Here is a 24099-nt window from a genome sequence, read left to right on the forward strand (position 1 = left end):
CCCGCAAGCGCAGCGAGGAGGCTCCAGGCACTCCCCGCGGAAAGCAAGTGACTGGAGCGCAAGGGAACGGGTACGTTAAGTGCTAAATTGAAAATAACGCACAAAACGCTTGGCAAATAAGATCCAAGCGTTTTTCTGCGTCAATCAATCAAGTTAACGATGAAAACGTGCTTTCTTTCCGTTTCTTTTCCACAAGCGGCATGACCTGTAATGAAAAGCGCTCCATTTCTTCAAGCTGCGGCGAGAACTGGAGGAGGAGTAAATCAAGTCCTGCCTCTTCATACTCAAGGATCTTGTCAGCAATCTGCTCAGGAGTGCCAATCAAATTTGGACGAAGCCCGCGGTTTGAAACCGAATAGTCATAGAGCTCAAGCTTTTGTTCAAGCTGGGATTTCGTCGTGAAGTCTTTGTAACCTGCATAGGCGGAAGATTCTTTAACATCTGTTATCCGCTTCAGCTCCTGCTGCACTTCTTCTTCGGTATCCCGGCAGATGATGTAGGCAGCCATTCCGAACGATTGAAAGGGCTCTTTTCCGCGTGCTGCCCGCAGCTGCTTCATGCCGTAAATCTTCGTTTTGATTTCGTCTGCCGTTCCCCCGTGCATCACATAAGCATCGCAATGCTCAGCGATCGTTTCTTTTCCGCGCGGACTTTCTCCTCCTGCATAGAGAATTGGATTAGGCTTTTGCACCGGCTTCGGTGAAAGGCGGGCATTCATCAGGTCATAAAACCTTCCCTGATACGTAAACGTTTCTTTTTCCCAAAGCCCCTTCAGGACTTCAATAAATTCTTCGGTCCGGTCGTAGCGCGCGTCGTGCTCTGTAAAAATGCCGCCGTACTGCCGTGCCTCTTCTTCCCACCAGGCGGAAACAACGTTCAGGGTAAACCGCCCATTGCTGATGTGGTCAATGTTTGCTGCCATCTTTGCCGTGACAGCAGGGTTGTGGAAGCCGGGTCTGACTGCTGTCATAATTTCAATTTTCTCTGTGACGGCGGCAAGAGCGGCAGCAGTCGTCCAGGCTTCAAGCGAATCATGCTCAGGTCCCTTAATATCATTTAAGTAAAGCTCAGCTATAAGGGTGGTGTCGTAGCCCCACTCCTCTGCTTTTTGGATAACTTCCTTTGCGTAGGCGTAAGTAGGAGGCATTTTTTCATCTTCTACATTTCTGAGCCAACCCCCGAAGATCGGCAGCCAAAAACCGTATTTCATTGCGGAATCCCCTCTCTAATCTGCATAAAAAAGCCCCTCTTGTTAGACAAGAGAGGCTGGTTCTGCTGTGCAAGTTCTAGCTCTCATCTTTCAAACAAACTGTTTGCTGGAATTGGCACGGTTTCTGCTGTCAGATCCGTTGCCGAGGCTTCAAAGGGCCATATCCCTCCACCTCTCTTGATAAGAAACGTATGAAATTAGTTGTATCATAAAATAATTTGATTAGTATGTCAATTCTAAAAAATCAGCCCAGCTTCTCCTGAAGGAACTCCGTCACCTGGTCGGGAGTCTTTGCATTCGCACTGTGAAGGTGTCCGAGCTTCTCGCCGTTTTTAAAAATCAGGATGCTCGGAATCCCCATAACCTGGTACTTCTCTGCAATTTCAGGGAACTCATCTTTATTGATTTCATACCATTCATATGAGGAATAGGATTCCATAATTTCGCCGATAAACATATTCATTCTTGTACAGTCAGGGCACCAGTCTGCGAAAAATTTGATTAGCACCTCTTGATCTTGGGTAATTAATGTTTGGAACTGTTCTTCTGATGTAATTGGTTTCATGAATCAGACCTCCTTGCCCTTATTTTAATACAAAACAGGTGTTTTGCATGCAGGAAATGCCTGATGCATGAAAAAGTGCGCAATGATTGCCGGCAAAAAACAGGATAAAGACAAACGCGCTTACATCGCCTGCCTTACTGAAATTGGAAACGCCTTTAAAGGACGCAAATTGTGCCTTTGCCCGAATGTTATAAAGAAATCCATGATGGGCTATAACAATTTGGGCCGAAAGTGATAATATAGTAGAGATGAACTTTTCTTAGGGGGATATCCGCATGAAAATTAAAGTTGGATTATTATATGGAGGCAAGTCCGCAGAGCATCAGGTTTCCCTGCAGACGGCACTTGCTGTTATAAAAGCACTTGATACGAATAAATTTGATATACATCCGATCTACATTTCCGATAAAGGCGAATGGTTCCGCGGACCCAAGCTTACTGAGCCGGCAGCTTCACCTGCTGAGCTTCAGTTCAGCCAAAATGGCACAGCGGTTTCTCCGGTTGCGCTCAATCAGGATCTTTTCCCTGCAAAAGCAGATGAAACGAACGAACAAATTGATGTAGTATTCCCGCTTCTTCACGGACCGAACGGTGAAGACGGCACTGTTCAGGGCATGCTTGAGCTTCTGAACCTTCCGTATGTCGGAAATGGTGTGCTTGCGTCTGCAGCAGGCATGGATAAAGTGATCATGAAAAACTTGTTTGCCCAGGCAGGACTTGAGCAGGCAAACTATGTTTCCTACATTAAGAGCGAGTGGAAAAAGGCGCCTGAAGAAGCTTATGATAAAGTGGAGCAGAAGCTTGGTTATCCTTGCTTTGTTAAGCCTGCCAACCTTGGATCAAGTGTCGGCATCAGCAAATGCAAAGACCGCGCGTCACTTGAAAAGGCATTCGCGGAAGCATTTAATTATGACCGTAAAATCATTATTGAAGAAGGCATCATCGGACGCGAGATTGAAATCGGCGTCATCGGAAATGATGAGCCGATCTGTTCGGTTGTCGGTGAAGTTGCTCCTAAAAAAGAATTCTATGATTATAAAGCGAAATATGAAGACGGCGACACGGACATGATGATTCCTGCACAGGTTACGGAAGAAGAATATGAACTGATTAAAGAGCTTGCCATTAAATCCTTCAAGGCAATCGACGGATCGGGTCTTGTACGCGCAGACTTTTTCCTGACAGAAGACGGAAGAGCGCTGATCAACGAAGTGAACACAATGCCGGGCTTCACGCCATACAGCATGTTCCCGCTTCTTTGGAAGCATACAGGCGTTGAGTATCCTGAGCTTATCGGGCGTCTTGTCGAGCTTGCCCTTGAACGCCACGAAGGCAAGCAGCAAATTAAACACACGTTTTAAGGAAAGCCTGGAAACACTATTCATTAAAGAATAGTGTTTCTTATTCATTGTCCAGAAGGCTTGAACAAAGTTTACATAAAAGAAGGGAGATTACAGCGCATGATTAAACGTTCTTTACGCGACATTCAGACAATGGCGGGAGGATCAGGCCTTGCGCCCCAGCATGAAAACACCATGATCCACGGCATTACAACGGATTCCAGAAAGATTGAAGCAGGCACGCTGTTTGTGCCGATAGCCGGAGAAAACTTCGACGGCCATCATTTCGCCGAAAAGGCTCTTGCTGATGGAGCGGCGGCCACTCTTTGGAACCGTTCAAAACCGAACCCTCCTTCAGGTGCCGTCATTCTGGTTGAAGACACATTGGAAGCTCTTCAAACCCTTGCAAGCAGCTACCTTGACCAGCTGAACCTGAAAGTTGTAGGCGTGACAGGAAGCAATGGAAAGACAACCACTAAAGATATGGTGGCAGCACTGCTTTCAACAACGTACCGTGTCCACAAAACGCAGGGGAATTTCAACAACCATATCGGCATGCCTCTTACGATTCTCAGCATGACGGAAGATACTGAGGTAGCTGTGCTTGAAATGGGCATGAGCAACTTCGGGGAAATTGAACTGCTTTCAAATCTTGCAAAGCCGGATGCTGCGATCATTACCAACATAGGGGAATCCCACATGATGAATCTGGGCTCAAGAGAAGGAATCGCAAAAGCGAAGCTTGAAATTGTCAGCGGCCTCAAACCCCAAGGTGTGCTGATCTATGACGGTGAAGAGCCTCTGCTTGAAGAGCGTGTTCAGAACGCTTCATATAAAAAGGTTTCATTCGGAGCTTCTGCTGAAAACACGTATTCTCCCGAGGGAATCAGACACACAGAAAAAGGCACGTTTTTTACCATTCGCGGACGCGGGGAAGAACTGTTCCTGCCTGTGCTTGGAAAGCATAATGTCGGGAATGCTCTCGCTGCCATTGCTGCAGCTGAATTCCTTGGCGTGACAGAGGAGAAAATCAGCGAAGGGCTGAAGAATATTCAAATGACGGGCATGCGCCTTGAATTGACGAAAACAGAAGGCGGCCTTGCAGTTATCAATGATGCCTATAATGCAAGCCCGACATCTATGAAAGCTGCCATCAGGCTTGCGGGCGACTTGGACGGATACAGCCGGAAAATTCTTGTTCTTGGAGATATTCTCGAGCTTGGGGATGACATGCAGGTTCAATTTCACCGTGAAGTTGGCGAAACAATCGATGCAGCCGAAACGCAGCATCTTTTCACATACGGTAATCTTGGGGCAGAAATAGCCGAAGGGGCAAGAAAGAAGCTTGATGACGGAGTGATTCACGTCTACCAGGATAAGCAGGAGCTCATTAAAAGCCTGAAGCAGACGGCGAAAGCGGGAGATCTTGTTCTTGTAAAAGCCTCGCGCGGAATGAAGCTTGAAGAGGTTGTTCAAGCTCTTCTCTAAATATGAAATAAAGCAGCCGGTCCTTCTTTTAATACGAAAAGAAAGAGGGAAGGACCTTGGTCCAAGACGTTCAGAAAATAAATGGAGAGATAACGAGTACGACAAGTCCGACACCGATGGAATACGGCGTAAGCTCACTTACAACTTCATATGCACTGTTTTTTAATACGGTCATGATGAACGCTCCTTTTTGTTTTGAAATATAGTAACCCAGGGTACTTTTTATATACCCGGGTTCTTTTTTTTCAATCCTCTTATTTTTAAAACCCGGTATAAAAATATGTTCATTCGGGAGAGAGTGATATGAAAGGATGCCTTTGTATACACGGTTTTACTGGAGCTCCTTATGAAGTGGAGCCTCTCGTCAGCTATTTGCAGGAACGGACGGACTGGGTGCTGAAGACGCCGACGCTTCCGGGTCACGGAGAAACGCCGAGCCTGAAGGGGATCGAATTCAGCGAATGGATTGCGCACGCTGAAAATGAGCTCAGGGATTTGCTTGAAGAATGTTCCGAGGTCTATATCATAGGCTTTTCAATGGGCGGCTTGATTGCAGCGTATTTGGCCTCGAGGTATCCGGTTGAAAAGCTTGTGCTTCTTAGTGCAGCTGCACATTACTTAAATCCTCGCCAGATGCTGCTTGATGTGAAAGGGCTGCTTGCAGATGCCATCCGGGGAGAAGGCGCAAAGAATGAACTTTTTATCAGATACAGAAAAAAAGTGATGGAAACGCCGATTGCTGCAGCTCTGCAATTCAGGAAGCTCGTCAGGTATATTCGTCCATTATTGGAGAAAATAACTATACCTGTACTGATTGTTCAGGGAGAATGTGACGGAATGGTGCCTGTCAAAAGCGCTGTTTATATTTATGAAAAAGTCCGTTCAAGGCAGAAGGAGCTTTGCTTTATGCCGTGTTCGAAGCATCTGATCTGCCACGGGGAAGAGTTTCCGGAGCTTGCAGAAGTGATAGAAAATTTCTTAATGGCACAGACTAAGACAAGTGTGAAATAATACGCCTTGTTGTAAAAGTATATAAAAAGTGATATGATTGAATTTAAGTGTTTACGGGCTTTTATAAGCTAACGTTTTGCCCGATGGGGCGTTTTTTGTTTCACCATACATGAAAGTCTGTGAAGCTATAAGGATTAAAAGGAGTAGAACAAATTGACAATTACGTTTCAAGAACTAGGTATCAGCCCATTATTAATGGACGCCATTAACCGCATGGGATTTGAAGAAGCTACACCAATTCAGGCACAAACGATTCCGCTTGGGCTTCAAAATAAAGATGTAATCGGCCAGGCGCAAACAGGTACAGGGAAAACAGCTGCATTCGGTATTCCTCTTATCGAAAAGATCGACGTTAAACAAGATAAGATCCAGGGAATCATCATTGCACCGACCCGTGAACTTGCTATCCAGGTATCAGAAGAGCTTTACAAAATCGGTTCATCAAAACGCGTACGTGTACTTCCGATCTACGGTGGACAGGACATTAACCGCCAGATCCGCTCATTAAAGAAATTCCCTCACATCATCGTTGGAACTCCAGGCCGTCTAATTGACCATATTAACCGTAAAACATTGAAATTATCTGATGTTCAGACTGTTGTTATGGACGAAGCGGACGAAATGCTGAACATGGGATTCATCGAAGACATTGAGAACATTCTTTCAAATGTGCCATCAGAGCACCAAACTTTGCTTTTCTCAGCTACAATGCCTGATCCGATCAGACGCATTGCTGAAAAGTTCATGACGAACCCTGAGATCGTAAAAGTAAAAGCGAAAGAAATGACCGTTACAAATATTCAGCAATTCTTCATCGAAGTACAGGAGAAGAAAAAGTTTGATGTGCTTACACGTCTTCTTGACATCCAGTCACCTGAACTTGCGATTGTTTTCGGACGCACAAAGCGCAGAGTAGATGAGCTTTCTGAAGCACTAATGCTAAGAGGCTATGCTGCTGAAGGAATTCACGGCGACCTTACTCAAGCTAAGCGTATGTCTGCACTTCGCAAATTCAAAGAAGGTGCGATTGAAGTGCTTGTAGCGACAGACGTTGCTGCCCGCGGACTTGACATCTCTGGTGTTACTCACGTTTACAACTTCGATGTTCCTCAAGATCCTGAAAGCTATGTACACCGTATCGGCCGTACTGGACGTGCAGGTAAAACAGGAGCTGCGATGACATTCGTAACGCCAAGAGAACAGGATATGCTGAAAATCATCGAGCGCACAACGAAGCGCAAAATGGACCGCATGAAGGCTCCGACTCTTGATGAGGCTCTTGAAGGCCAGCAATCTGTATCTGTTGATAAAATCCGTCAAGCTATCGCTGACAACAACTTATCATTCTACAAGCGCACAGCTGAAGCTTTGCTTGAAGAGTTCGATCAAGTTTCTGTTCTTGCAGCAGCGATCAAGCTTATGACGAAAGAGCCGAACCAGACTCCGGTTAACCTGACAGAAGAATCTCCGCTTTACAAGCGCGGAGGCGGCAAACGCTCATCATCTTCTTCAAGCAACCGCAGCGGCGGCGGCAGAAGAGACGGCCAGCGTCCTTACAATAAGAACAACAAGCGTTCTTACGGACAGCAGGGCGGAAAGCCGAACAATAACAGCGGAAAACGCCGTTATTCAAACTCTTCATCATCATCTAACTAATACAAAGTTAAACGCACTGTGCTTCCTGCACAGTGCGTTTTTTGCATTCAAAAAAGTAATCGCATCCGGAAATGGGAACCCTAAACCAAAACAGGAAAAGAAGGTGTTCTTTTTGACCATTGTCCGGCTTGGCTATGTAGCCATGAGTGTGAATTTAACCAATTGCTCCCCGTCGCAAACAATGACGTTCGCTCAATTTCAGCGACTGCAGGACAGAGAAGCGGCCATCGAAAAGCTGGCCAGAATTTCCGCCTCAAACCTTGCAAATTGCCTTAGAATTCTCAAGCACAATACGGGGAATGATATCCGCTTTTTCAGATTCAGCTCAAAGCTCATTCCGCTTGCCAATCACCCTGAAGTGAAGGATTTTCATTATTTGCGGGACTTGAAGGAGCCGCTTCAGGAGCTTGGCAGCTGGATCCAAAAAACAGGGATGAGGGTTGATTTTCACCCTGATCATTTTGTTCTTCTTAATTCGCCTAAACCTGAGATTATGAATACGTCACTCAGAACACTGAGCATGCATGAGGCTCTTCTAAGAGGGATGGGTGTCCCGCATGAGCACAGATGTGTCATTCATGTGGGAGGGGCATACAGCAACAAGGAAAAAGCGCTCGAGCAGTTCATTCATAACTGGGGGTATGTGCCTGTAAAGCTCCAGGAAATGCTGATGCTTGAAAATGATGATACCGTTTTCACTCTGCAGGATACATTGTATTTATGCGAAAAGCTTGCCATTCCGCTCGTGTTTGACTATCACCACCATCTCGCAAATCAAGAAAAGGATTCAGACTGGAGGAGTCACTGGGACAGGGTGACAGCGAGCTGGGAGCAGTCGCCTCTCCCGGTTAAAATGCATATCTCAAGCCCTCGCAGCGAAAGTGAGTTCAATGCCCATGCGGAATACGTTGACCCCGAGCTGTTCATGGCGTTTTTGTCTGAAATCAAAGGGAGCGTGCCCCAGATTGACTGTATGATTGAAGCAAAGAAGAAGGATGATGCTCTTTTTGCATTGATGGACAAGATGTGCGCCTATCCGAATGTGGAAAAGATTGACGGAGCTTCTTTTTATATCCGCTAGTGCTGTTTCTGTTCAAGTTCCCCGCATCCCGCTATAATAAATATGGAATCATTTAGTAATAAGTGAAACATATCTATTTCATAAACGTATAAAAAGAGAGATTTATTTAGGGGGAACACAGATGAGAGACGCACCTAAGCACAGAATCAGTGAACGGGCTTTAAAAGTATGGAAGCTTTCTGCCCTTATTCAGTCAATTATATTTCTGGCAGCAGCCGGGGGACTTGCCTATGCGGTTTATGCATTCGATTTTCCAATCTGGATCACGATTGCTGCATTCGGACTTTGGCTGGTGTTTTCAATTGTTTTTATTTTTATCACTCCGAAAATTCAGCACCGTACATGGCGGTATGAAGTGCATGAGAACGAAATTGATATTCAGTCGGGGCTGTTTATCGTTACACGCGTGATTGTACCGATGGTAAGAGTGCAGCACGTGAACACAAAGCAGGGACCTTTGCTCAGGAAGCATGACCTTGCAACTGTGACGGTGAGCACGGCAGCGACCGTTCATGAAATACCCGCACTTGATGTGGCGGAGGCGGACCAGCTCCGCGACTTCATCTCAAAGCTTGCGAGGGTGACAGAAGATGATGTCTGAACCGAAAAGACTGCATCCCGCAGCAGCCATTCTGACATTCTTTAAACAGCTTAAAGACGGTCTGTTTCCGTTCGTTGTTCTTTTCTTTGTGAATGACTATAAGCTATATTTCTTCATCGGCCTTGCTGTCGTTCTGTCGGTCATGGTCTTATTCAGCATCATCAGCTGGACGAAATACACCTACAGATTTGAAGAGAATGAGCTTCGGATTGAATACGGTCTTTTTGTGAAAAAGAAAAAATACATACCGGTTGAGCGGATTCAGTCCATCAACGAAAGTGCCGGCATTGTCCAGCAGCTGTTCGGCCTTGTTAAACTCCAGCTCGAGACAGCAGGTGGAGGGATTGAAGCGGAGGCTGTGCTGACTGCCGTGACGCGAAAAGAAGCACGCCGCATAAATGAGGCTCTGGCAGAGCGGAAAAAAGAAGCTGGAACTGAAGCGGAGATGGAAAATCCGGTTGAAGAGCGCGGATCTATTTATAAAATCGGCATGAAAGAGCTCCTTGTGGCAGCTTCAACCTCAAGCGGCATTGGTGTTGTGCTCTCAGCCGCTTTTGCATTCATTTCCCAGTTCGACGAGCTGATTCCGTTTGATAAGCTGATAAACCGCGTGTCATTTTTAACAGATGCCAGCATCACGGTTTACGCCATTATCGTATTTCTCGCTTTTTTGATCGCCTGGGTCCTGAGTATTATCGGGGTGTGCCTGAAGTTTGCGAACTTTACGGTCGTTAAAAAAGATGAAGACCTGATCATATCCAGAGGTTTGTTTGAAAAGCACCAGCTTACAATCCCGCTTGAGCGGATACAGGCTGTGAAAATCAGCGAAAATCCAATCAGGGAGAAGCTTGGCTACGCTACTGTCCATCTTTTGAGTGCGGGGGGCAGCTTAAGCAATCAAAACATGTCGGCCGTCTTATTCCCGCTGATCAAAAAAGCAAAAATAGCAGAGATGTTAAAGGAGTTTGCGCCTGACTATACAATGGAGGATCAGCTGACTCCGCTGTCTAAAAGAGCGAAGAGGGGCTATCTTCTTATCTACACCATCCCGTTCGTCATTCTCTCCTGCATCATCGGCTTTTTCTTTGAGCCATGGGGCTATCTCGCCTTTTTAACCATTCCTGCCGCATTGGCAGCAGGCCTTGCTGCGTTTCGCTCCGGCGGCTGGAATATCAGGGGAGACCAGCTCACGCTTGTCTCCCGGACCGTGGTCAAAACCACTTATTTGGCTAAAAGAAAGAGAATCCAGGTCCTGGAATGCAAACAGTCGTATTTTCAAAAGCGGCTTGAGCTTGCTTCCATGCAGGCGTCCACTACGTCTGGTTTCGGCGGCACTCATTTTCACGTGAAAGGCGTGGACCTGAGAGATGCCGGGGAAATGTTTGAATGGTATTCTTATGAAAAAAGCGCAAGAAAAGACGCCGTCCTTTAATGGGACGGCGTCTTGCTGTAAACAACGGATACGGCTAACGCCCCGGCCTCTTCAAAAAAAGAGGGGCAATCAGGGCGCCGCCTACTGCACCGAAAATATGGGCAATAATGTTAATGTTCGTATTGATGAAGGTCATCACAATGCCAATAGCTAAAATCGTGATGATCAGCTGTGAGTTTGATGAATCTATCAGGTCTTTGCGGAAGACAACGATGTACAGGTAAATCCCGAACAGGCCGAAAATAGCGCCTGACGCGCCAACATGGGTATAGCTTAAGTCTTCAATGACAAAAAAGGTGGCAAGGTTTGCGATCATTCCGGTTGCAAGATACGCGATAAGAAACCTTGCTTTTCCAAGCATCCGCTCAAGGGCAGGCGCGAAGAGAATGATGGACACACTGTTAAACAGAATGTGGGCGAAGTTTGCATGCAGGAAGATTGGTGTAATCAGCCGCCACCATTCGCCATTGGCAACGCCCCCGTTGTACCCTACAATAGAGGCAAAGAAGAACGTCATTTCAGGAAATGGCAGTAAAAACAGCAGCCAGAGCAGCACCTGGATACAGACAATGGCTGTTACAACAGGATACAGACGAATGAACGTCCGGAAATCTTCAGATCTTGTAAACATAGAACATGTCTCCTATTCTATAGGCTTCTTCTATATTACCACGGTTATGAGCATAGACGGCATATTAGTACACTGCGGCAAACACATCAGAAAGAAAGAAGGCGGTTTAATGATCAAAGGAATCGGCCTTGATATTGCGGAAATAGACCGGATCGGAAAAATGATTCTCAGGCAGCCGAAGTTTATTGACAGGATCCTGACAGACCGGGAAAAGGATGCCTATCACTCTTACTCCGGAAGAAGAAAAACAGAGTACGCAGCAGGAAGATTTGCTGCCAAAGAAGCATTTTCAAAAGCAATGGGCACCGGCATAGGCGGTGCACTCAGCTTTCAGGATATTGAAATTATAAGAGATGAATTTGGCAGGCCAATGATTGTAAAGCCTGATATGAAAGGATTTTACGTGCACCTGTCCATAACCCACACAAGGGAGTATGCGGCAGCTCAAGTAATAATTGAAAGCTCGTCAAGCTAGTCTGCATATTCACGCCCTGACCCTCATATATTTGTACAGCGGTAGGAGAGACAAGTCGTTTGATCGACCCGTGCCGGAGCACGGTGCTTTCAAGGAGCGTTTCTTCCTTTTTACGTCATATGAGACAAAGGGGCTGAATAGGTGAAAAAGCACTTTTTATTGCTGGTGGTGGGGATCATTGCCGTCCTGATGCTTGCAGCGTGCGGCGAGAAATCCAAAACGGATGTTGTGGAGAATCTGGACAAAAAGGTAGAAGAGCTGTCGGGGTATAAAGCAAAGGCGCAGATGACCCTGCAGACAGGAAGCGAGCCTCAGATCTACGAGGTGGAAATCTGGCATAAACAGCCGTCCTTCTACAGAGTGAATCTGAAAAACGCAGAGAAAGACCAGAGCCAGATGATTTTAAGAAACAATGAAGGCGTATTTGTGTTAACGCCGGCTCTGAAGAAAAGCTTCCGCTTCCAAAGCGAGTGGCCGCAGAACAGCAGTCAGGCATACTTGTTTGAATCGCTTGTAAAAGACATTAAGAGTGATGCAGATTCAATCTTCAAATCAACGAAAAATGAGTATGTGTTTGAAACGAAAACCAATTACCAGAACAGCCAGATGCTTCCGCTCCAGGAAATAACTTTTAACAAAAAGGACCTGAAGCCGTCTGTTGTAAAAGTGATGGATACAGACAGAAACCCTCTGGTTGTCGTAGAATTCACGGATTTTGACTTCGGTGCGAAGTTCGATAAAAATTCATTCGACATGGAGAAGAATATGTCATTTGCGAGTGTGGATGTTGAAACGTCTGCAGCTGTTGACTCTAAACCATTCTCGGTGAAATATCCGCTTGAGGAAATTGAAGGCGTGAAGCTTACCGAGGAAAAAGAAATGACAACAGAAAACGGCAAGCGGGTCGTACAAACGTATGACGGAGAAAAATCGTATACGTTTATCCAGGAAAAAGCCGTTGCGGCAACTGTCGCTACTTCTTCCTCCGTAAACGGCGAGCCGGTGGACCTTGGAGTTGCGGTTGGAGCGCTCACAGAACAGTCGCTGACTTGGACGTACGACGGAGTAGAATACATGATTGCTTCAAAGGATCTCTCTCAGGAAGAAATGATCCGGGTCGCACAATCCGTTCAGGGGCAGGCAATCAAGTAAAAAATCGGATGGCGCATGAGCCATCCGATTTTTTTATGGCCAAAACAAATCCCTTTTTGATTTGACAACGAGCCATAAAACCTCTCATAATCAGCAATAGATAAAGACTACCACGAGGAAGTGTAGACATGGAAATGGCTTTTTACAGAGATACTTGGGCGGAGATTGATCTGGATGCCGTCATGAGCAATGTTCGCAACATGAAAGCACATATCGGAGAGGGCAGGAAGCTGATTGCTGTTGTGAAAGCGAATGCATACGGCCACGGTGATGCAGAAGTGGCAAAAGCGGCGCTTGAAGCAGGAGCGGACATGCTTGCGGTAGCATTTCTGGATGAAGCAATTGCCCTTCGCAATGCCGGATTCCAAACGGAAATACTTGTGATGGGGGCATCCCGGCCAACAGATGTGCAGCTTGCAGCCGACATGAACATCATCCTGACGGCACCATCTTTCGAGTGGCTGGAGGAAGCAGGCCGCAATGTTCATACCGGGACATTAGCCGTTCATTTAAAGCTCGATACCGGCATGGGACGCCTTGGGATCCGCACAGAAGAGGAACTTCACAAGGTTTTTTCTTTTTCAGAAGGAAAACAGTGCTTGAACATAGAAGGTGTTTTTACGCATTTTGCTACAGCGGATGAACTTGATACGGCCTATTTTGATGAGCAATACAAGGCTTTTGAAACATTGGCAAAAGCAGCCGCATCCTATGGGGATGTGATGATTCACTGCGGCAACAGCGCAACGGGCCTGAGATTTCCGGATAAGCTTGTCCATGCAGTCAGACTAGGGATTTCGATGTACGGTCTAAGCCCTTCAAGTGAAATGAAACCTCTGCTGCCATTCCAACTAAAAGAAGCGTTTTCCCTTCATTCAAAGCTAGTTCATGTGAAAAAGATAAATAAAGGCGATAAAATCAGCTACGGAGCAACCTATACGGCAGAGGAAGATGAGTGGATTGGCACGATTCCCATCGGATATGCGGATGGCTGGGTGCGCCGCCTGAGGGATTCAGACGTTCTTGTGGACGGAGAAAGAGTGCCAATTGTTGGAAGGATCTGCATGGATCAATGCATGATCAAGCTGCCTTCGCAAAAAGAAATCGGGACGAAAATTACGCTTATCGGCAGTCAGAAACATGGGAAGATTCCGGTGGATGAAGTGGCAGAAAAACTCGGGACTATCAACTATGAAGTCACTTGTACAATAACTTCGCGCGTTCCCCGTATGTTTTTGAGAAATAAGAGTATAATTGAAATGAGAAACACTCTATTGGACGGAAGAAAAAAAGGATAAGACGATTTTTAAAAGGGGTCTCATTGAATAAATGAGCCTGAGTTAAACAGTCAGCAGGACCGAATTATTAGAAAATAACTTTGCTTCTTGCATTGATAGTGTTATTATTGTATGTGGAATGGAATAATAGGTGTGTAAGTTTGGTGGAGGTGTATGTTTGTGTCTGAATCCAGCGCAACAACAGAAATCTTAATTCGACTGCCGCAAGCATTGGTCTCGGAGTTAGACGGTCTAGTGAAACAGGAAAATGGGAATCGGAGCGAGTTAATTTATCAAGCAACGAAAATGTATATCCGCGAACGCAAAAAGCGTCAGATTCGCGAGTCTATGAGACGCGGTTACATGGAAATGGCCAAGATTAACTTAAACATTGCTTCCGAAGCATTTCAGGCTGAATCAGAGGCTGACCACACCGTTGAACGCTTAGTAAGCGGGGGTTAATCCTTTGATTGTCAAACGCGGCGACGTTTATTTTGCTGATTTATCACCTGTTGTCGGCTCTGAGCAAGGCGGGGTCCGTCCGGTACTGATCATTCAGAATGATATCGGAAACAGGTTCAGTCCTACGGTCATCATAGCAGCCATCACTGCTCAAATTCAGAAAGCGAAGCTTCCAACCCATGTGGAAATTGATTCAAAGCGATATGGATTTGAACGTGACTCTGTTATCCTGCTGGAACAGATCCGAACGATTGATAAACAGAGATTGACTGATAAGATTACACACTTAGATGATGAAATGATGGATAAAGTGGACGAAGCTTTGCAAATAAGCTTGGGACTCATTGATTTTTAACGGATAAAAAGGTTCTTTTTAAGGAAGTTGCTGCCAGAAAGCAACTTTTTTTTATTTTATTGACATAAATCGGTATAATGTAAGGTGGAATACTTGTTACCTTTTTTGCCCATTTACTAAGAGGGGGATCACGGACACATGACAGAAAAGTCCAATCAATTATTTGAATATGTAATGGCTCATCAGAATGAGATTCTAAAAGAATGGAAAGACCGTCTGAAAGAGCTTGGAGATCAAAAGTACTCCAGTCTTCTGTCAGACCAGGCTTATGATAATGCGTGCAATGAATACCTTCAGATTTTAATCAGCCATATGCACAGTCCGGGAACCGATTTTTCAGAGAGAGTGTCTGATTTTGCCCATAAAGCAGTTCAGCTCGGCTGGAGCCTGAAGTTTATTTCAGAAGGCTTGAAACAGCTGTCTCTAATTATTTTCACGAGACTGACAGAGGACTTGTCTGAAGAGCAAAAAATGCAGGTTGTATGGGAGTTTGACAGACTGCTGTCCCCAATTAACAATGAACTGATTCATCAATATGCCGCTTCATGGGAAAGAACGGTATCCTTGCAGAAGATTGCGCTGCAGGAACTGTCCGCTCCGCTGATTCCTGTCTTTGAAAACATTACAATTATGCCGCTTGTTGGTACAATTGATACAGAACGTGCAAAACAGATTATGGAAAACCTGCTCACAGGCGTTGTTAAGCACCGCGCCCAGGTTGTGCTGATCGACATTACCGGTGTGCCGGTGGTCGACACAATGGTGGCGCATCACATCATCCAGGCTTCTGAAGCTGTGCGTCTGGTAGGGGCTAAATGCCTTCTTGTCGGCCTAAGACCGGAGATTGCCCAGACGATCGTAAACCTTGGCATCGATCTAAGCCAGGTCATTACTAAAAACAGCCTTCAAAAGGGAATGGAAGCCGCTCTTGAAATGACCAAAAAACAAATTGTTGAAATGGGGGATCCGGAATGAGAACTCCACGAATACCTATACTAAAGCTTCATAATTGCCTGCTTGTATCCATTCAGTGGGAGCTTGATGATCAGACTGCCCTGCAGTTTCAGGAAGATCTGCTTCACAAGATTCATGAAACAGGAGCAAGCGGCGTTGTTATAGACCTGACTTCTGTTGATGTCATCGATTCGTTCATCGCCAAGGTGCTTGGTGATGTGATCGGCATGTCGAAGCTTATGGGAGCAAAGGTGGTTTTAACAGGCATACAGCCTGCTGTTGCCATAACACTTATCGAACTTGGAATCCATCTGGCAGATGTACAGACCGCGCTGGATCTTGAAAAAGGGCTTGAAACTCTACAACAGGAGTTGGGGGAATAAGCATGGATAACCAATCCTGTGTAAAAATCATTACGGAGTGGGACATTGTGGCTGCCCGCCAGCTTGGCCGCAATGTTGCTAAAGAGCTCGGGTTTGGTACGGTCGACCAAGCGAGGATTACGACAGCTATCTCCGAACTTGCGCGTAATATATATTTGTATGCTGGACAAGGCCAGATTTGCATTGAGCAAATTTCCGAATTCAGCAAAAAAGGATTGAAAATAATAGCCATTGATAACGGGCCTGGTATACCGGATGTACGAAAAGTAATGGAAGACGGCTTTTCAACTTCCGGAGGACTTGGAGCCGGTTTGCCTGGAGTTAAACGCCTGATGGATGAGTTCAGTATCGATACCGTCTTGGGAGAGGGAACGGATATCCAAGCTGTTAAATGGCTTCGCTAGGAGGAAGCTGCATGGATTTTAAGGATGTTATTGAGTCAAAATATCAGGAACTGCTCAGCCATTACCTGAATGAACTGACTGAAACGGCTTTGTACCAGGGACAGAAGTTCAGCAGGAAAGCAATTGCTGAGCAAATCCCCCCTGAGGAGATCATCAGTCTTCACCGGAAGGTTCTTCAGGATCTTTTTCCTGATGTAGACCAGGAGGTGCTGAACTCGCTTGATTTTCTGCTTGAGGTGATGATGGGATACGGCCTTGCCTATCAGGAGCATCAAAGCCTCAGGGACAAGCAGCAGGAGATCAAGTCGGAAATTCAGGTCGCGGTAAACGTTCAGCAGATGCTTCTTGAAACATCTGTGCCGGATGTTCCAGGTCTTGATATAGGCGCAATAAGCGTTCCTGCAAAGCATATGAACGGAGATTACTATCACTTTGTTTATGACGAGGAAACGGTCAGCATCGCTATAGCAGATGTCATTGGCAAAGGAATTCCGGCTGCGCTTTGCATGTCGATGATCAAATATGCGATGGACAGTCTGCCTGAATCGCGGAAATCTCCAAGCAGAGTGCTTGAAAATCTAAACAGGGTTGTCGAGCATAACGTGGACCCAAGCATGTTCATCACGATGTTTTACGGAATGTTTGATACAAAAACGAACGAATTTGTCTACGGTTCTGCAGGTCATGAGCCTGGATTTTACTACAGTGCATCAGAAGACTCTTTTTCAGACATGCAGACTAAAGGGCTAGTCCTTGGAATTGATTCATCCGTCAAATATAAGGAGTACAGGAAAGTGATCGAAAAGGGCGACATGGTTGTGCTTCTTTCCGACGGAGTGACTGAATCAAAATCAGGTGATGAATTTGTAGAACGCTGCTTTATTACAGATCTTATAAAGAAATACAGTCATTTAAAGGCTCAGGAGATTGTGGATCATATCTACAGAGATTTTCTTCAGATGCAGGATTTTGAGCTGCATGATGATTTTACTCTCCTGATTTTAAAGCGTGAGGTTTAATCCTTTATTACACGGGGTAAATAACTCAGTAGGACAAAAGGAATAATATTAGGGGGACTACACATGAACCTTTCAATAAATGCAAATCAAACAGATGAACTTGTTCAAATAGATCTGGCTGGAGAAATTGACGCCTATACTGCACCTAAACTGAGAGAGCAGCTTATGCCGCTTGCTGAAGAAGGGAAATCGATGACGGTCAGCCTGAAGGATGTTTCCTACATGGACAGTACCGGACTCGGTGCATTTGTCGGCCTGCTGAAGGCTGTCAGAAAAAACGGCGGAGATATGAAGCTTGTGAATTTATCTTCCCGTCTTGAAAGACTTTTTAATATCACTGGCCTGAGTGAAATTATTGACATTTCTTCTAAATCAGAAGGTGGGGTTCGATGAGACAGTTAGTGGATTACATCGAAGTGAAGATTCCTGCAAAGCCGGAATATGTGGGAATCGTCCGTTTGACTCTTTCCGGGATAGCGAGCAGAATGGGCTATTCGTATGATGAAATTGAAGATCTGAAAATAGCTGTCAGCGAAGCATGCACGAATGCCGTGCAGCATGCTTACGAAAGCGCGGAAGGCGGAGAGGTGAACTTAGGGTTTGGCCTTTATGACGACCGCCTTGAGGTGATGGTTTCAGACAGCGGCCAGAGCTTTAACTTTGAACAAAAGAAAAATGAGCTGGGGCCATATTCTGCCGCAAACCCTGTAGACCAGCTTCCTGAGGGAGGGTTGGGGCTCTACTTGATGGAAACGCTCATGGATGAAGTTCGTGTGCAAATCGATTCCGGCGTTACCGTCTTCATGACAAAGTATTTAAACGGGGAGCGAGTAGAACATGACACAACCATCCAAAACTACGAAGCGAACTAAAGAAGAAATAAACGAACTGATTTTTGATTTTCAGCACAATCAAAATGAAGATGCCCAGCTTTTTCTTGTAGAGTACTACAGCGGACTTGTTGAAACGCTCGCCAAGAAATATTCAAGAGGAAAAAGCTTTCATGAAGATCTTAAACAGGTCGGCATGATAGGTCTGCTCGGTGCCATCCGCCGCTATGATCCTGAATTCGGCAAAACGTTTGAAGCCTTTGCCATTCCGACAATCATCGGTGAAATAAAGAGATTTCTCCGCGACAAGACATGGAGCGTGCATGTTCCGCGAAGAATTAAAGAGCTTGGCCCGAAGATTAAGATGGCCGTTGATGAACTGACGAATTCTCTTCAGCGTTCACCTCAGGTCCATGAAATCGCTGATTATCTGGAGGTTTCAGAGGAGGAAGTGCTTGAAACAATGGAGATGGGGAAAAGCTATCAGGCTCTTTCTGTTGATCATTCCATTGAAGCAGACTCCGACGGCAGCACAGTGACCATATTAGATATTGTCGGTTCAAAAGAAGAAGGATATGAGCAGGTTAACCAGAAGCTCATGCTTGAAAGTGTTCTCCACGTTTTGTCTGACCGTGAAAAAGAGATTATCCACCACACATATATTCTGAATAAAAGCCAGAAGGAAGCGGGAGAAATCCTCGGCATTTCTCAAATGCACGTTTCAAGGCTTCAGAGAAGAGCGATTACAAAGCTCAAAGAAGCACTTTCTGCTGATATGTCACTGGGGATGCAGTAATGTATCAAACGGAACAAAACAGCCATGTCTACGCATACGCCTACCAGATTCAAAAGGAAGGGAAAACCCTATGCGGGGACAGTTTTCTAATAAAAGCAACTGAGGACTATTTCATTTGCGCCGTCGCTGATGGTCTCGGAAGCGGCGAGCGTGCGTATGAATCCTCATCTGCCATCAAGGAAGTCATTGAGGAATATCATGCAGAGGATGTTGAACTGCTGATAGCGAAATCAAATGAGGTGCTGAAAAACAAGCGCGGAGCGACCGTTGCTATTTTCAAGGCGTACTTTGGACAGAATACGTTCACATTCAGTTCGGTAGGGAATATCCGGTTCGTCCTTTATTCTCCTTCAGGTAAGTATATCTATCCTCTGCCTGTTCTTGGCTATATGTCAGGCAAGCCTCAGAAGTTCAGCGTTCATACGTACTCTTATGAGGCAGGAGCAAAATTCATTTTGCATTCAGACGGACTCAACATTCCGGCAGTTAAATCTCTTTTGAAGGATTATCAGACAATTGAAGATATCTCAAATCATCTGGAGCCATACACGAAATCGCGTCAGGATGATTTAACCTATGTAGTCGGTCAGCTGTTTTAGCTGGCGGGCTTTTTTGTTTGGTAAAAAGGGTGATTGAAAACAGTCAGGAACACAATTTTTCCTATAAAGGGCCATTCGTCATTTTTGAAATAGCCCGGCTTTTGGTAAACTGTTTCTAAGTCGATGTAAGGGGAGGCAACAGAATGGCAGACAAAACAGAACGCATCATGCAGACAATCAGCAAAGAGCTGTCTATTACATATAAGCAAGTACAGAACGTGATTGAATTGCTCGAGGGCGGAAATACCGTTCCTTTCATAGCAAGGTACCGGAAAGAACAGACAGGTGCCCTTGACGAAGTACAGATCCGTGACATCTCTGAAAAATGGCAGTACATCCAAAATCTTGAGGCCAGAAAAGAAGAGGTTATCCGTCTGATTGAGGAACAGGGAAAACTCACTCCAGAACTGAAAAAAGAAATTAGTGAAGCCCTCAAACTGCAGAAAGTGGAAGATCTCTACCGGCCTTACAAACAAAAACGCAGAACGAAGGCGACAGTCGCGAAGGAAAAAGGTCTTGAACCTCTTGCAGCCTGGATGAAAGAACAGCCTTCGAATGGCACGCTTGAAGAAAAAGCGGCCGCGTTTATAAATGAAGAAAAAGAAGTGCTGACAGCCCAGGATGCCATTGACGGAGCGAAAGACATTCTTGCCGAATGGATTTCAGACGAGCCGTCCCATCGCCAGTGGATCCGCGATCTTACGTTCAGAAAAGGAAAAATCGCGGCATCAGCCAAGGATGAAGAGAAAGACGAAAAGAACGTGTATGAAATGTATTACACGTACGAGGAACCTATTCTGAAAATTGTGCCTCACCGTGTTCTTGCTTTGAACCGTGGGGAAAAGGAAGGTATTCTAAGAGTGACAGTTGAAGCGCCGGCGGAAGAAATTCTGATGCAGCTTCAAAAACGGGAACTTAAAAACCCGCGCACAGTTGTAAAAGATACGTATATAGCAGCGATAGAAGATGCTTATAAAAGATTGATTGAGCCTTCCATCGAGAGAGAAATTCGAAAAGAACTGTCTGAAAAGGCAGATGACCGGGCCATCCACATTTTCTCTGAAAACCTGAGGAATCTTCTGCTTCAGCCGCCTCTTAAGGGGAGAATCGTCCTTGGAGTCGATCCCGCCTACCGGACAGGCTGCAAGCTTGCCGCAGTAGATGAAACAGGAAAGGTTCTTGAAATCGGGGTGATCTATCCCCACCCGCCTGTAAATAAAGCAAGAGAAGCGAAACAGAAGCTTTCTGAAATCATCAAACAGTTTAAAGTTGAATTGATTGCGATTGGAAACGGAACGGCATCAAGGGAAACCGAACAATTCGTGGCAGACTTGATTGAAGAACTGAAGGCAGACCTCTCGTACATTATTGTAAACGAAGCGGGTGCAAGTGTTTACTCTGCATCTGATCTGGCACGGGAAGAGTTTCCTGACTTTCAGGTTGAAGAACGGAGTGCCGTCTCCATAGCGAGAAGGCTTCAGGATCCGCTCGCCGAACTGGTTAAAATCGACCCTAAGTCGGTTGGAGTCGGGCAGTATCAGCATGACGTTGCACAAAAAAAATTGAATGAATCTCTGACATTTGTTGTTGAAACCGTGGTAAACCAAGTTGGAGTTAACGTGAACACAGCTTCATCTTCTTTGCTTCAGTACGTGGCGGGTCTAAGCAAGTCCGTGGCGCAGAACATTGTCAAACAGCGTGATGAAATCGGGAAGTTTGATGACCGGAAGCAATTGAAAAAGATCCCTCGTCTTGGAGCTAAAACATATGAGCAGTGCATAGGGTTCTTGAGAATTTCCGGGGGCAAACATCCTCTTGATTCTACCGGAATCCATCCTGAAAGCTACAAAGAAACAGAAGAGCTGCTCCGTATGCTTGGCTTGAGCCTGAAAGACCTTGGGTCAGACAAGCTTAGAGAAGCGATAAGCAGTCTCAACCTGAAGGAAGCTGCAGAGAAAATCGGCATGGGAGAACTGACCTTAAAAGATATTTGCGATTCTCTTGTGCGCCCGGGGCGCGATCCGCGGGATGAAGTGGCTAAACCGCTGCTTAAAAAAGGCGTTCTGAAACTGGAAGACCTTGAAACAGGCATGGAGCTTCAGGGAACGGTCCGAAACGTAGTAGACTTCGGAGCGTTCGTTGATATAGGAGTGAAACAGGATGGGCTTGTCCATATCTCCAAGCTGAAAAATTCTTACGTTAAGCATCCGCTTGATGTTGTCTCAGTCGGAGATGTTGTAACTGTATGGGTAGACTCAGTCGACAGGCAAAAAGGCCGGGTTGCACTCACGATGGTTGGCAACTGATGAAAAACACTGCTTACGAGCAGTGTTTTTTTCTATAAAAATACCAGCACTGGTTCAGCATTTTGATTTGATAACGGTCCTTTTCATAAAACGCACGCTGCATTTGGTTTTTTAACCATGATGGCATTGCTCGTTCCTCCTTATTGTTTATAATGGAGTATGTGTATGACTTACTTTATGCGGGCTCGGGATGTCCTGTTCAGAGAAACAAACTATGCGGGGTGCTTTGGAATGAATGAACGCAAACTTCAGGAACTGACAGAATCGCTTTCTGCAGAATACTTCAGAAAACCATTCAAACATAAAGCGGTTTTCAACAGCAGGCTGCGGACGACGGGAGGAAGATATCTCCTTTCAAGCCACAATATCGAAGTGAACCCTAAATATCTTTCTCAGGGGATCGATGAAGTGATCGGCATTATCAAGCATGAGCTGTGCCATTACCACCTTCATATAGAAGGGAGAGGGTATAAGCACCGTGATCCTGAATTCAGGGCGCTGCTTTCACAAGTGGGTGCACCAAGGTTCTGCACGCCGATCGAGCCTCCGGCAAAAACAAGGAAAACCGTTCAGTATCAATGTACAGAGTGCCGGTTTATCTACAATCGCCGCAGGAAGATGGATACATCAAAATACGTGTGCGGCAAATGCGGAGGGAAAATCAAACTTGTTTCATAGAATTTTATAAAAAGGGTTGACGCTCTGCGTGGAGCTGTGTTAAATTATAAAAGCCGTCGTAAGAGACGCAAAACAAGACTAAAAAGAAGGCTTGACAGTTTGTCCAAACCTTCATATAATTAAGAAAGTCTGTCAGCAATATCTTATTCCGCAGTAGCTCAGTGGTAGAGCTATCGGCTGTTAACCGATCGGTCGTAGGTTCGAGTCCTACCTGCGGAGCCATTTTTTTGCCGGCACCACTGAAATGTGGAGGGGTAGCGAAGTGGCTAAACGCGGCGGACTGTAAATCCGCTCCCTCCGGGTTCGGCGGTTCGAATCCGTCCCCCTCCACCATTTTATTTAGACAAGCTGGAATTGAATAGTTTTTGTCTGGACTGTAAATAATAAGGTTAGTTAACATAAACCTTTTTACGGTCAATTCCAATTTTATAAATTACATACTTTCATTGGGCTATAGCCAAGCGGTAAGGCAACGGACTTTGACTCCGTCATGCGCTGGTTCGAATCCAGCTAGCCCAGCCATTTTCATTTTGAAAAATGAATATCTTTGTGCCATTAGCTCAGTCGGTAGAGCATCTGACTTTTAATCAGAGGGTCGAAGGTTCGAGTCCTTCATGGCACACCATCTAATGTATGCGGGTGTGGCGGAATTGGCAGACGCGCTAGACTTAGGATCTAGTGTCTTTGACGTGGGGGTTCGAGTCCCTTCACCCGCACCATACATTATTCTTTTCGCGGTCGTGGCGGAATGGCAGACGCGCTAGGTTGAGGGCCTAGTGGGGGTAACCCCGTGGAAGTTCGACTCTTCTCGGCCGCACCAAAAGAGCTTTAAAAAACTTAAAAAAGTTGTTGACATAAACATCACATCTTGGTATTATATTTAAGTCTCTTCACAAATTATCATGTGCGCCCGTAGCTCAATTGGATAGAGCGTTTGACTACGGATCAAAAGGTTATGGGTTCGACTCCTGTCGGGCGCGCCATATTACGGGAAGTAGCTCAGCTTGGTAGAGCACTTGGTTTGGGACCAAGGGGTCGCAGGTTCGAATCCTGTCTTCCCGACCAGGTAATTTTTATAACTTTATATGCGGGTGTAGTTTAATGGTAAAACTCTAGCCTTCCAAGCTAATGTCGTGGGTTCGATTCCCATCACCCGCTCCAATCTTTAAAAATGATCTTTGAAAACTAAACAAAACCAAAAGCGTACCAAACGTTTTAAATTTTTAAGTCAGCAACATTTATGAGTCACAAATTTTCTTCGGAGAGTTTGATCCTGGCTCAGGACGAACGCTGGCGGCGTGCCTAATACATGCAAGTCGAGCGGACCTCTTCGGAGGCAGGACGAACGCTGGCGGCGTGCCTAATACATGCAAGTCGAGCGGACCTCTTCGGAG

26 protein-coding genes, 9 tRNA genes, 1 rRNA gene and 1 riboswitch are annotated in these 24099 nt (G+C 45.6%); of the genes, 32 read left to right on the forward strand and 4 right to left on the reverse strand.

Annotated elements, in window-relative coordinates; all coding sequences use genetic code 11:
• Positions 1 to 148: 148 nt before the first annotated feature.
• On the reverse strand, positions 149 to 1210 hold the full coding sequence (locus AZ46_RS19205) for an LLM class flavin-dependent oxidoreductase (RefSeq protein WP_029286404.1): 1062 nt from the start codon (positions 1208 to 1210) through the stop codon (positions 149 to 151).
• An 80-nt stretch (positions 1211 to 1290) separates the two neighbouring features.
• A riboswitch (SAM riboswitch) is annotated at positions 1291 to 1397 on the reverse strand.
• A gap of 57 nt (positions 1398 to 1454) precedes the next feature.
• Positions 1455 to 1775 (reverse strand): thioredoxin family protein, encoded by a 321-nt coding sequence (locus AZ46_RS19210; protein ID WP_029286402.1) that lies wholly within the window; start codon positions 1773 to 1775, stop codon positions 1455 to 1457.
• Positions 1776 to 2050: 275 nt separating this feature from the next.
• Between AZ46_RS19210 and AZ46_RS19215 the strand changes: the two genes are divergently transcribed.
• The 7 genes from AZ46_RS19215 (at position 2051) to AZ46_RS19245 (ending at position 10384) form a co-directional block, all read left to right on the forward strand.
• Positions 2051 to 3136 carry a D-alanine--D-alanine ligase gene (locus tag AZ46_RS19215; RefSeq protein WP_029286400.1) on the forward strand — a complete coding sequence of 362 codons (1086 nt, stop codon included), beginning with the start codon at positions 2051 to 2053 and terminating at the stop codon, positions 3134 to 3136.
• Positions 3137 to 3235: 99 nt separating this feature from the next.
• Positions 3236 to 4603: a UDP-N-acetylmuramoyl-tripeptide--D-alanyl-D-alanine ligase gene (locus AZ46_RS19220; protein WP_029286398.1), complete on the forward strand. Its 1368-nt coding sequence runs from the start codon at positions 3236 to 3238 to the stop codon at positions 4601 to 4603.
• 303 nt (positions 4604 to 4906) lie between these two features.
• Positions 4907 to 5614 carry an alpha/beta hydrolase gene (locus AZ46_RS19225; RefSeq protein ID WP_029286396.1) on the forward strand — a complete coding sequence of 236 codons (708 nt, stop codon included), beginning with the start codon at positions 4907 to 4909 and terminating at the stop codon, positions 5612 to 5614.
• A 153-nt stretch (positions 5615 to 5767) separates the two neighbouring features.
• Complete coding sequence (cshA, locus tag AZ46_RS19230; protein WP_029286394.1) at positions 5768 to 7270, forward strand: degradosome RNA helicase CshA; 1503 nt, start codon at positions 5768 to 5770, stop codon at positions 7268 to 7270.
• A 112-nt stretch (positions 7271 to 7382) separates the two neighbouring features.
• The gene (gene uvsE, locus AZ46_RS19235) at positions 7383 to 8351 is read left to right on the forward strand and encodes a UV DNA damage repair endonuclease UvsE (protein WP_029286392.1); all 969 of its coding nucleotides are present in this window, start codon (positions 7383 to 7385) and stop codon (positions 8349 to 8351) included.
• Positions 8352 to 8472: 121 nt separating this feature from the next.
• Complete coding sequence (locus AZ46_RS19240) at positions 8473 to 8952, forward strand: PH domain-containing protein (RefSeq protein WP_029286390.1); 480 nt, start codon at positions 8473 to 8475, stop codon at positions 8950 to 8952.
• Complete coding sequence (locus AZ46_RS19245; protein ID WP_029286388.1) at positions 8942 to 10384, forward strand: PH domain-containing protein; 1443 nt, start codon at positions 8942 to 8944, stop codon at positions 10382 to 10384. Before AZ46_RS19240 ends, AZ46_RS19245 begins: the two co-directional genes overlap by 11 nt.
• A 34-nt stretch (positions 10385 to 10418) precedes the next feature.
• Here AZ46_RS19245 and AZ46_RS19250 read toward each other — a convergent pair whose 3' ends face one another.
• A complete protein-coding gene (locus AZ46_RS19250; RefSeq protein ID WP_029286386.1) occupies positions 10419 to 11015 on the reverse strand; it encodes a rhomboid family intramembrane serine protease in 597 nt (198 codons plus the stop codon).
• Between the two features lie 109 nt (positions 11016 to 11124).
• On the opposite strand from AZ46_RS19250, the gene acpS reads away from it, so the two are divergent.
• From acpS to AZ46_RS19320, 14 genes are all read left to right on the forward strand, one after another.
• Complete coding sequence (gene acpS, locus AZ46_RS19255; protein ID WP_029286384.1) at positions 11125 to 11490, forward strand: holo-ACP synthase; 366 nt, start codon at positions 11125 to 11127, stop codon at positions 11488 to 11490.
• A 141-nt stretch (positions 11491 to 11631) separates the two neighbouring features.
• Positions 11632 to 12642 (forward strand): LolA family protein, encoded by a 1011-nt coding sequence (locus AZ46_RS19260; protein ID WP_029286382.1) that lies wholly within the window; start codon positions 11632 to 11634, stop codon positions 12640 to 12642.
• A 128-nt stretch (positions 12643 to 12770) separates the two neighbouring features.
• Complete coding sequence (gene alr, locus AZ46_RS19265; protein ID WP_029286380.1) at positions 12771 to 13940, forward strand: alanine racemase; 1170 nt, start codon at positions 12771 to 12773, stop codon at positions 13938 to 13940.
• A gap of 159 nt (positions 13941 to 14099) precedes the next feature.
• Positions 14100 to 14381, forward strand: coding sequence for a CopG family ribbon-helix-helix protein (locus tag AZ46_RS19270; protein WP_029286378.1), 282 nt, complete (start codon positions 14100 to 14102; stop codon positions 14379 to 14381).
• A 4-nt stretch (positions 14382 to 14385) separates the two neighbouring features.
• Positions 14386 to 14736: a type II toxin-antitoxin system endoribonuclease NdoA gene (gene ndoA, locus AZ46_RS19275; protein WP_029286376.1), complete on the forward strand. Its 351-nt coding sequence runs from the start codon at positions 14386 to 14388 to the stop codon at positions 14734 to 14736.
• A gap of 138 nt (positions 14737 to 14874) precedes the next feature.
• Positions 14875 to 15711 carry an STAS domain-containing protein gene (locus tag AZ46_RS19280; RefSeq protein ID WP_029286374.1) on the forward strand — a complete coding sequence of 279 codons (837 nt, stop codon included), beginning with the start codon at positions 14875 to 14877 and terminating at the stop codon, positions 15709 to 15711.
• On the forward strand, positions 15708 to 16073 hold the full coding sequence (locus AZ46_RS19285; RefSeq protein WP_029286372.1) for an STAS domain-containing protein: 366 nt from the start codon (positions 15708 to 15710) through the stop codon (positions 16071 to 16073). Before AZ46_RS19280 ends, AZ46_RS19285 begins: the two co-directional genes overlap by 4 nt.
• Positions 16074 to 16075: 2 nt before the next feature.
• A complete protein-coding gene (locus AZ46_RS19290) occupies positions 16076 to 16477 on the forward strand; it encodes an anti-sigma regulatory factor (RefSeq protein WP_029286370.1) in 402 nt (133 codons plus the stop codon).
• An 11-nt stretch (positions 16478 to 16488) separates the two neighbouring features.
• Complete coding sequence (locus AZ46_RS19295) at positions 16489 to 17496, forward strand: PP2C family protein-serine/threonine phosphatase (RefSeq protein WP_029286368.1); 1008 nt, start codon at positions 16489 to 16491, stop codon at positions 17494 to 17496.
• Positions 17497 to 17559: 63 nt separating this feature from the next.
• Positions 17560 to 17889 (forward strand): anti-sigma factor antagonist, encoded by a 330-nt coding sequence (locus AZ46_RS19300; protein ID WP_029286366.1) that lies wholly within the window; start codon positions 17560 to 17562, stop codon positions 17887 to 17889.
• Entirely contained in the window at positions 17886 to 18368 is a 483-nt protein-coding gene (gene rsbW, locus AZ46_RS19305) for an anti-sigma B factor RsbW (RefSeq protein WP_029286364.1), read from the forward strand. Before AZ46_RS19300 ends, rsbW begins: the two co-directional genes overlap by 4 nt.
• The gene (sigB, locus tag AZ46_RS19310) at positions 18334 to 19122 is read left to right on the forward strand and encodes an RNA polymerase sigma factor SigB (RefSeq protein WP_029286362.1); all 789 of its coding nucleotides are present in this window, start codon (positions 18334 to 18336) and stop codon (positions 19120 to 19122) included. Before rsbW ends, sigB begins: the two co-directional genes overlap by 35 nt.
• Positions 19122 to 19721 carry a PP2C family serine/threonine-protein phosphatase gene (locus AZ46_RS19315; protein ID WP_029286360.1) on the forward strand — a complete coding sequence of 200 codons (600 nt, stop codon included), beginning with the start codon at positions 19122 to 19124 and terminating at the stop codon, positions 19719 to 19721. Before sigB ends, AZ46_RS19315 begins: the two co-directional genes overlap by 1 nt.
• Before the next feature lie 143 nt (positions 19722 to 19864).
• The gene (locus AZ46_RS19320; protein ID WP_029286357.1) at positions 19865 to 22027 is read left to right on the forward strand and encodes a Tex family protein; all 2163 of its coding nucleotides are present in this window, start codon (positions 19865 to 19867) and stop codon (positions 22025 to 22027) included.
• Between the two features lie 13 nt (positions 22028 to 22040).
• On the opposite strand, the gene cmpA is transcribed toward AZ46_RS19320, so the two are convergent.
• Complete coding sequence (cmpA, locus tag AZ46_RS21800; protein WP_087946367.1) at positions 22041 to 22154, reverse strand: cortex morphogenetic protein CmpA; 114 nt, start codon at positions 22152 to 22154, stop codon at positions 22041 to 22043.
• 104 nt (positions 22155 to 22258) lie between these two features.
• On the opposite strand from cmpA, the gene AZ46_RS19325 reads away from it, so the two are divergent.
• From AZ46_RS19325 to AZ46_RS19375, 11 genes are all read left to right on the forward strand, one after another.
• Positions 22259 to 22705, forward strand: a complete 447-nt coding sequence (locus tag AZ46_RS19325; protein WP_029286355.1) for a SprT family protein — start codon at positions 22259 to 22261, stop codon at positions 22703 to 22705.
• 147 nt (positions 22706 to 22852) lie between these two features.
• A tRNA-Asn gene (locus tag AZ46_RS19330) sits at positions 22853 to 22927 on the forward strand.
• Between the two features lie 26 nt (positions 22928 to 22953).
• A tRNA-Tyr gene (locus AZ46_RS19335) sits at positions 22954 to 23038 on the forward strand.
• 114 nt (positions 23039 to 23152) lie between these two features.
• Positions 23153 to 23227, forward strand: a tRNA-Gln gene (locus AZ46_RS19340).
• Positions 23228 to 23254: 27 nt separating this feature from the next.
• Positions 23255 to 23330: transfer RNA gene (locus tag AZ46_RS19345), tRNA-Lys, on the forward strand.
• A 10-nt stretch (positions 23331 to 23340) separates the two neighbouring features.
• Positions 23341 to 23424 (forward strand) — tRNA-Leu (locus tag AZ46_RS19350).
• A 15-nt stretch (positions 23425 to 23439) separates the two neighbouring features.
• Positions 23440 to 23525 (forward strand) — tRNA-Leu (locus AZ46_RS19355).
• Positions 23526 to 23611: 86 nt separating this feature from the next.
• Positions 23612 to 23688 (forward strand) — tRNA-Arg (locus AZ46_RS19360).
• A 5-nt stretch (positions 23689 to 23693) separates the two neighbouring features.
• Positions 23694 to 23770: transfer RNA gene (locus tag AZ46_RS19365), tRNA-Pro, on the forward strand.
• Positions 23771 to 23792: 22 nt separating this feature from the next.
• Positions 23793 to 23866: transfer RNA gene (locus AZ46_RS19370), tRNA-Gly, on the forward strand.
• Positions 23867 to 23960: 94 nt separating this feature from the next.
• Positions 23961 to 24099, forward strand: a 16S ribosomal RNA gene (locus AZ46_RS19375); the annotation flags it as partial.

The sequence above is a fragment of the Metabacillus indicus LMG 22858 genome, from assembly GCF_000708755.2.
Classification (GTDB): Bacteria; Bacillota; Bacilli; order Bacillales; family Bacillaceae; genus Bacillus_P; species Bacillus_P indicus.

Bases quoted from the DNA above. Each gene is read 5' to 3' on its own strand.
- AZ46_RS19220 (WP_029286398.1), top strand. From the start codon at position 3,236: ATGATTAAACGTTCTTTACGCGACATTCAGACAATGGCGGGAGGATCA.
- rsbW (WP_029286364.1), top strand. From the start codon at position 17,886: ATGAGACAGTTAGTGGATTACATCGAAGTGAAGATTCCTGCAAAGCCG.
- AZ46_RS19325 (WP_029286355.1), top strand. From the start codon at position 22,259: ATGAATGAACGCAAACTTCAGGAACTGACAGAATCGCTTTCTGCAGAA.
- AZ46_RS19240 (WP_029286390.1), top strand. From the start codon at position 8,473: ATGAGAGACGCACCTAAGCACAGAATCAGTGAACGGGCTTTAAAAGTA.
- AZ46_RS19290 (WP_029286370.1), top strand. From the start codon at position 16,076: ATGGATAACCAATCCTGTGTAAAAATCATTACGGAGTGGGACATTGTG.
- AZ46_RS19245 (WP_029286388.1), top strand. From the start codon at position 8,942: ATGATGTCTGAACCGAAAAGACTGCATCCCGCAGCAGCCATTCTGACA.
- AZ46_RS19285 (WP_029286372.1), top strand. From the start codon at position 15,708: ATGAGAACTCCACGAATACCTATACTAAAGCTTCATAATTGCCTGCTT.
- AZ46_RS19315 (WP_029286360.1), top strand. From the start codon at position 19,122: ATGTATCAAACGGAACAAAACAGCCATGTCTACGCATACGCCTACCAG.
- AZ46_RS19225 (WP_029286396.1), top strand. From the start codon at position 4,907: ATGAAAGGATGCCTTTGTATACACGGTTTTACTGGAGCTCCTTATGAA.
- AZ46_RS19295 (WP_029286368.1), top strand. From the start codon at position 16,489: ATGGATTTTAAGGATGTTATTGAGTCAAAATATCAGGAACTGCTCAGC.
- AZ46_RS19210 (WP_029286402.1), bottom strand. From the start codon at position 1,775: ATGAAACCAATTACATCAGAAGAACAGTTCCAAACATTAATTACCCAA.
- alr (WP_029286380.1), top strand. From the start codon at position 12,771: ATGGAAATGGCTTTTTACAGAGATACTTGGGCGGAGATTGATCTGGAT.
- AZ46_RS19215 (WP_029286400.1), top strand. From the start codon at position 2,051: ATGAAAATTAAAGTTGGATTATTATATGGAGGCAAGTCCGCAGAGCAT.
- AZ46_RS19280 (WP_029286374.1), top strand. From the start codon at position 14,875: ATGACAGAAAAGTCCAATCAATTATTTGAATATGTAATGGCTCATCAG.
- sigB (WP_029286362.1), top strand. From the start codon at position 18,334: ATGACACAACCATCCAAAACTACGAAGCGAACTAAAGAAGAAATAAAC.
- AZ46_RS19320 (WP_029286357.1), top strand. From the start codon at position 19,865: ATGGCAGACAAAACAGAACGCATCATGCAGACAATCAGCAAAGAGCTG.
- cmpA (WP_087946367.1), bottom strand. From the start codon at position 22,154: ATGCCATCATGGTTAAAAAACCAAATGCAGCGTGCGTTTTATGAAAAG.
- AZ46_RS19300 (WP_029286366.1), top strand. From the start codon at position 17,560: ATGAACCTTTCAATAAATGCAAATCAAACAGATGAACTTGTTCAAATA.
- acpS (WP_029286384.1), top strand. From the start codon at position 11,125: ATGATCAAAGGAATCGGCCTTGATATTGCGGAAATAGACCGGATCGGA.
- AZ46_RS19205 (WP_029286404.1), bottom strand. From the start codon at position 1,210: ATGAAATACGGTTTTTGGCTGCCGATCTTCGGGGGTTGGCTCAGAAAT.
- AZ46_RS19250 (WP_029286386.1), bottom strand. From the start codon at position 11,015: ATGTTTACAAGATCTGAAGATTTCCGGACGTTCATTCGTCTGTATCCT.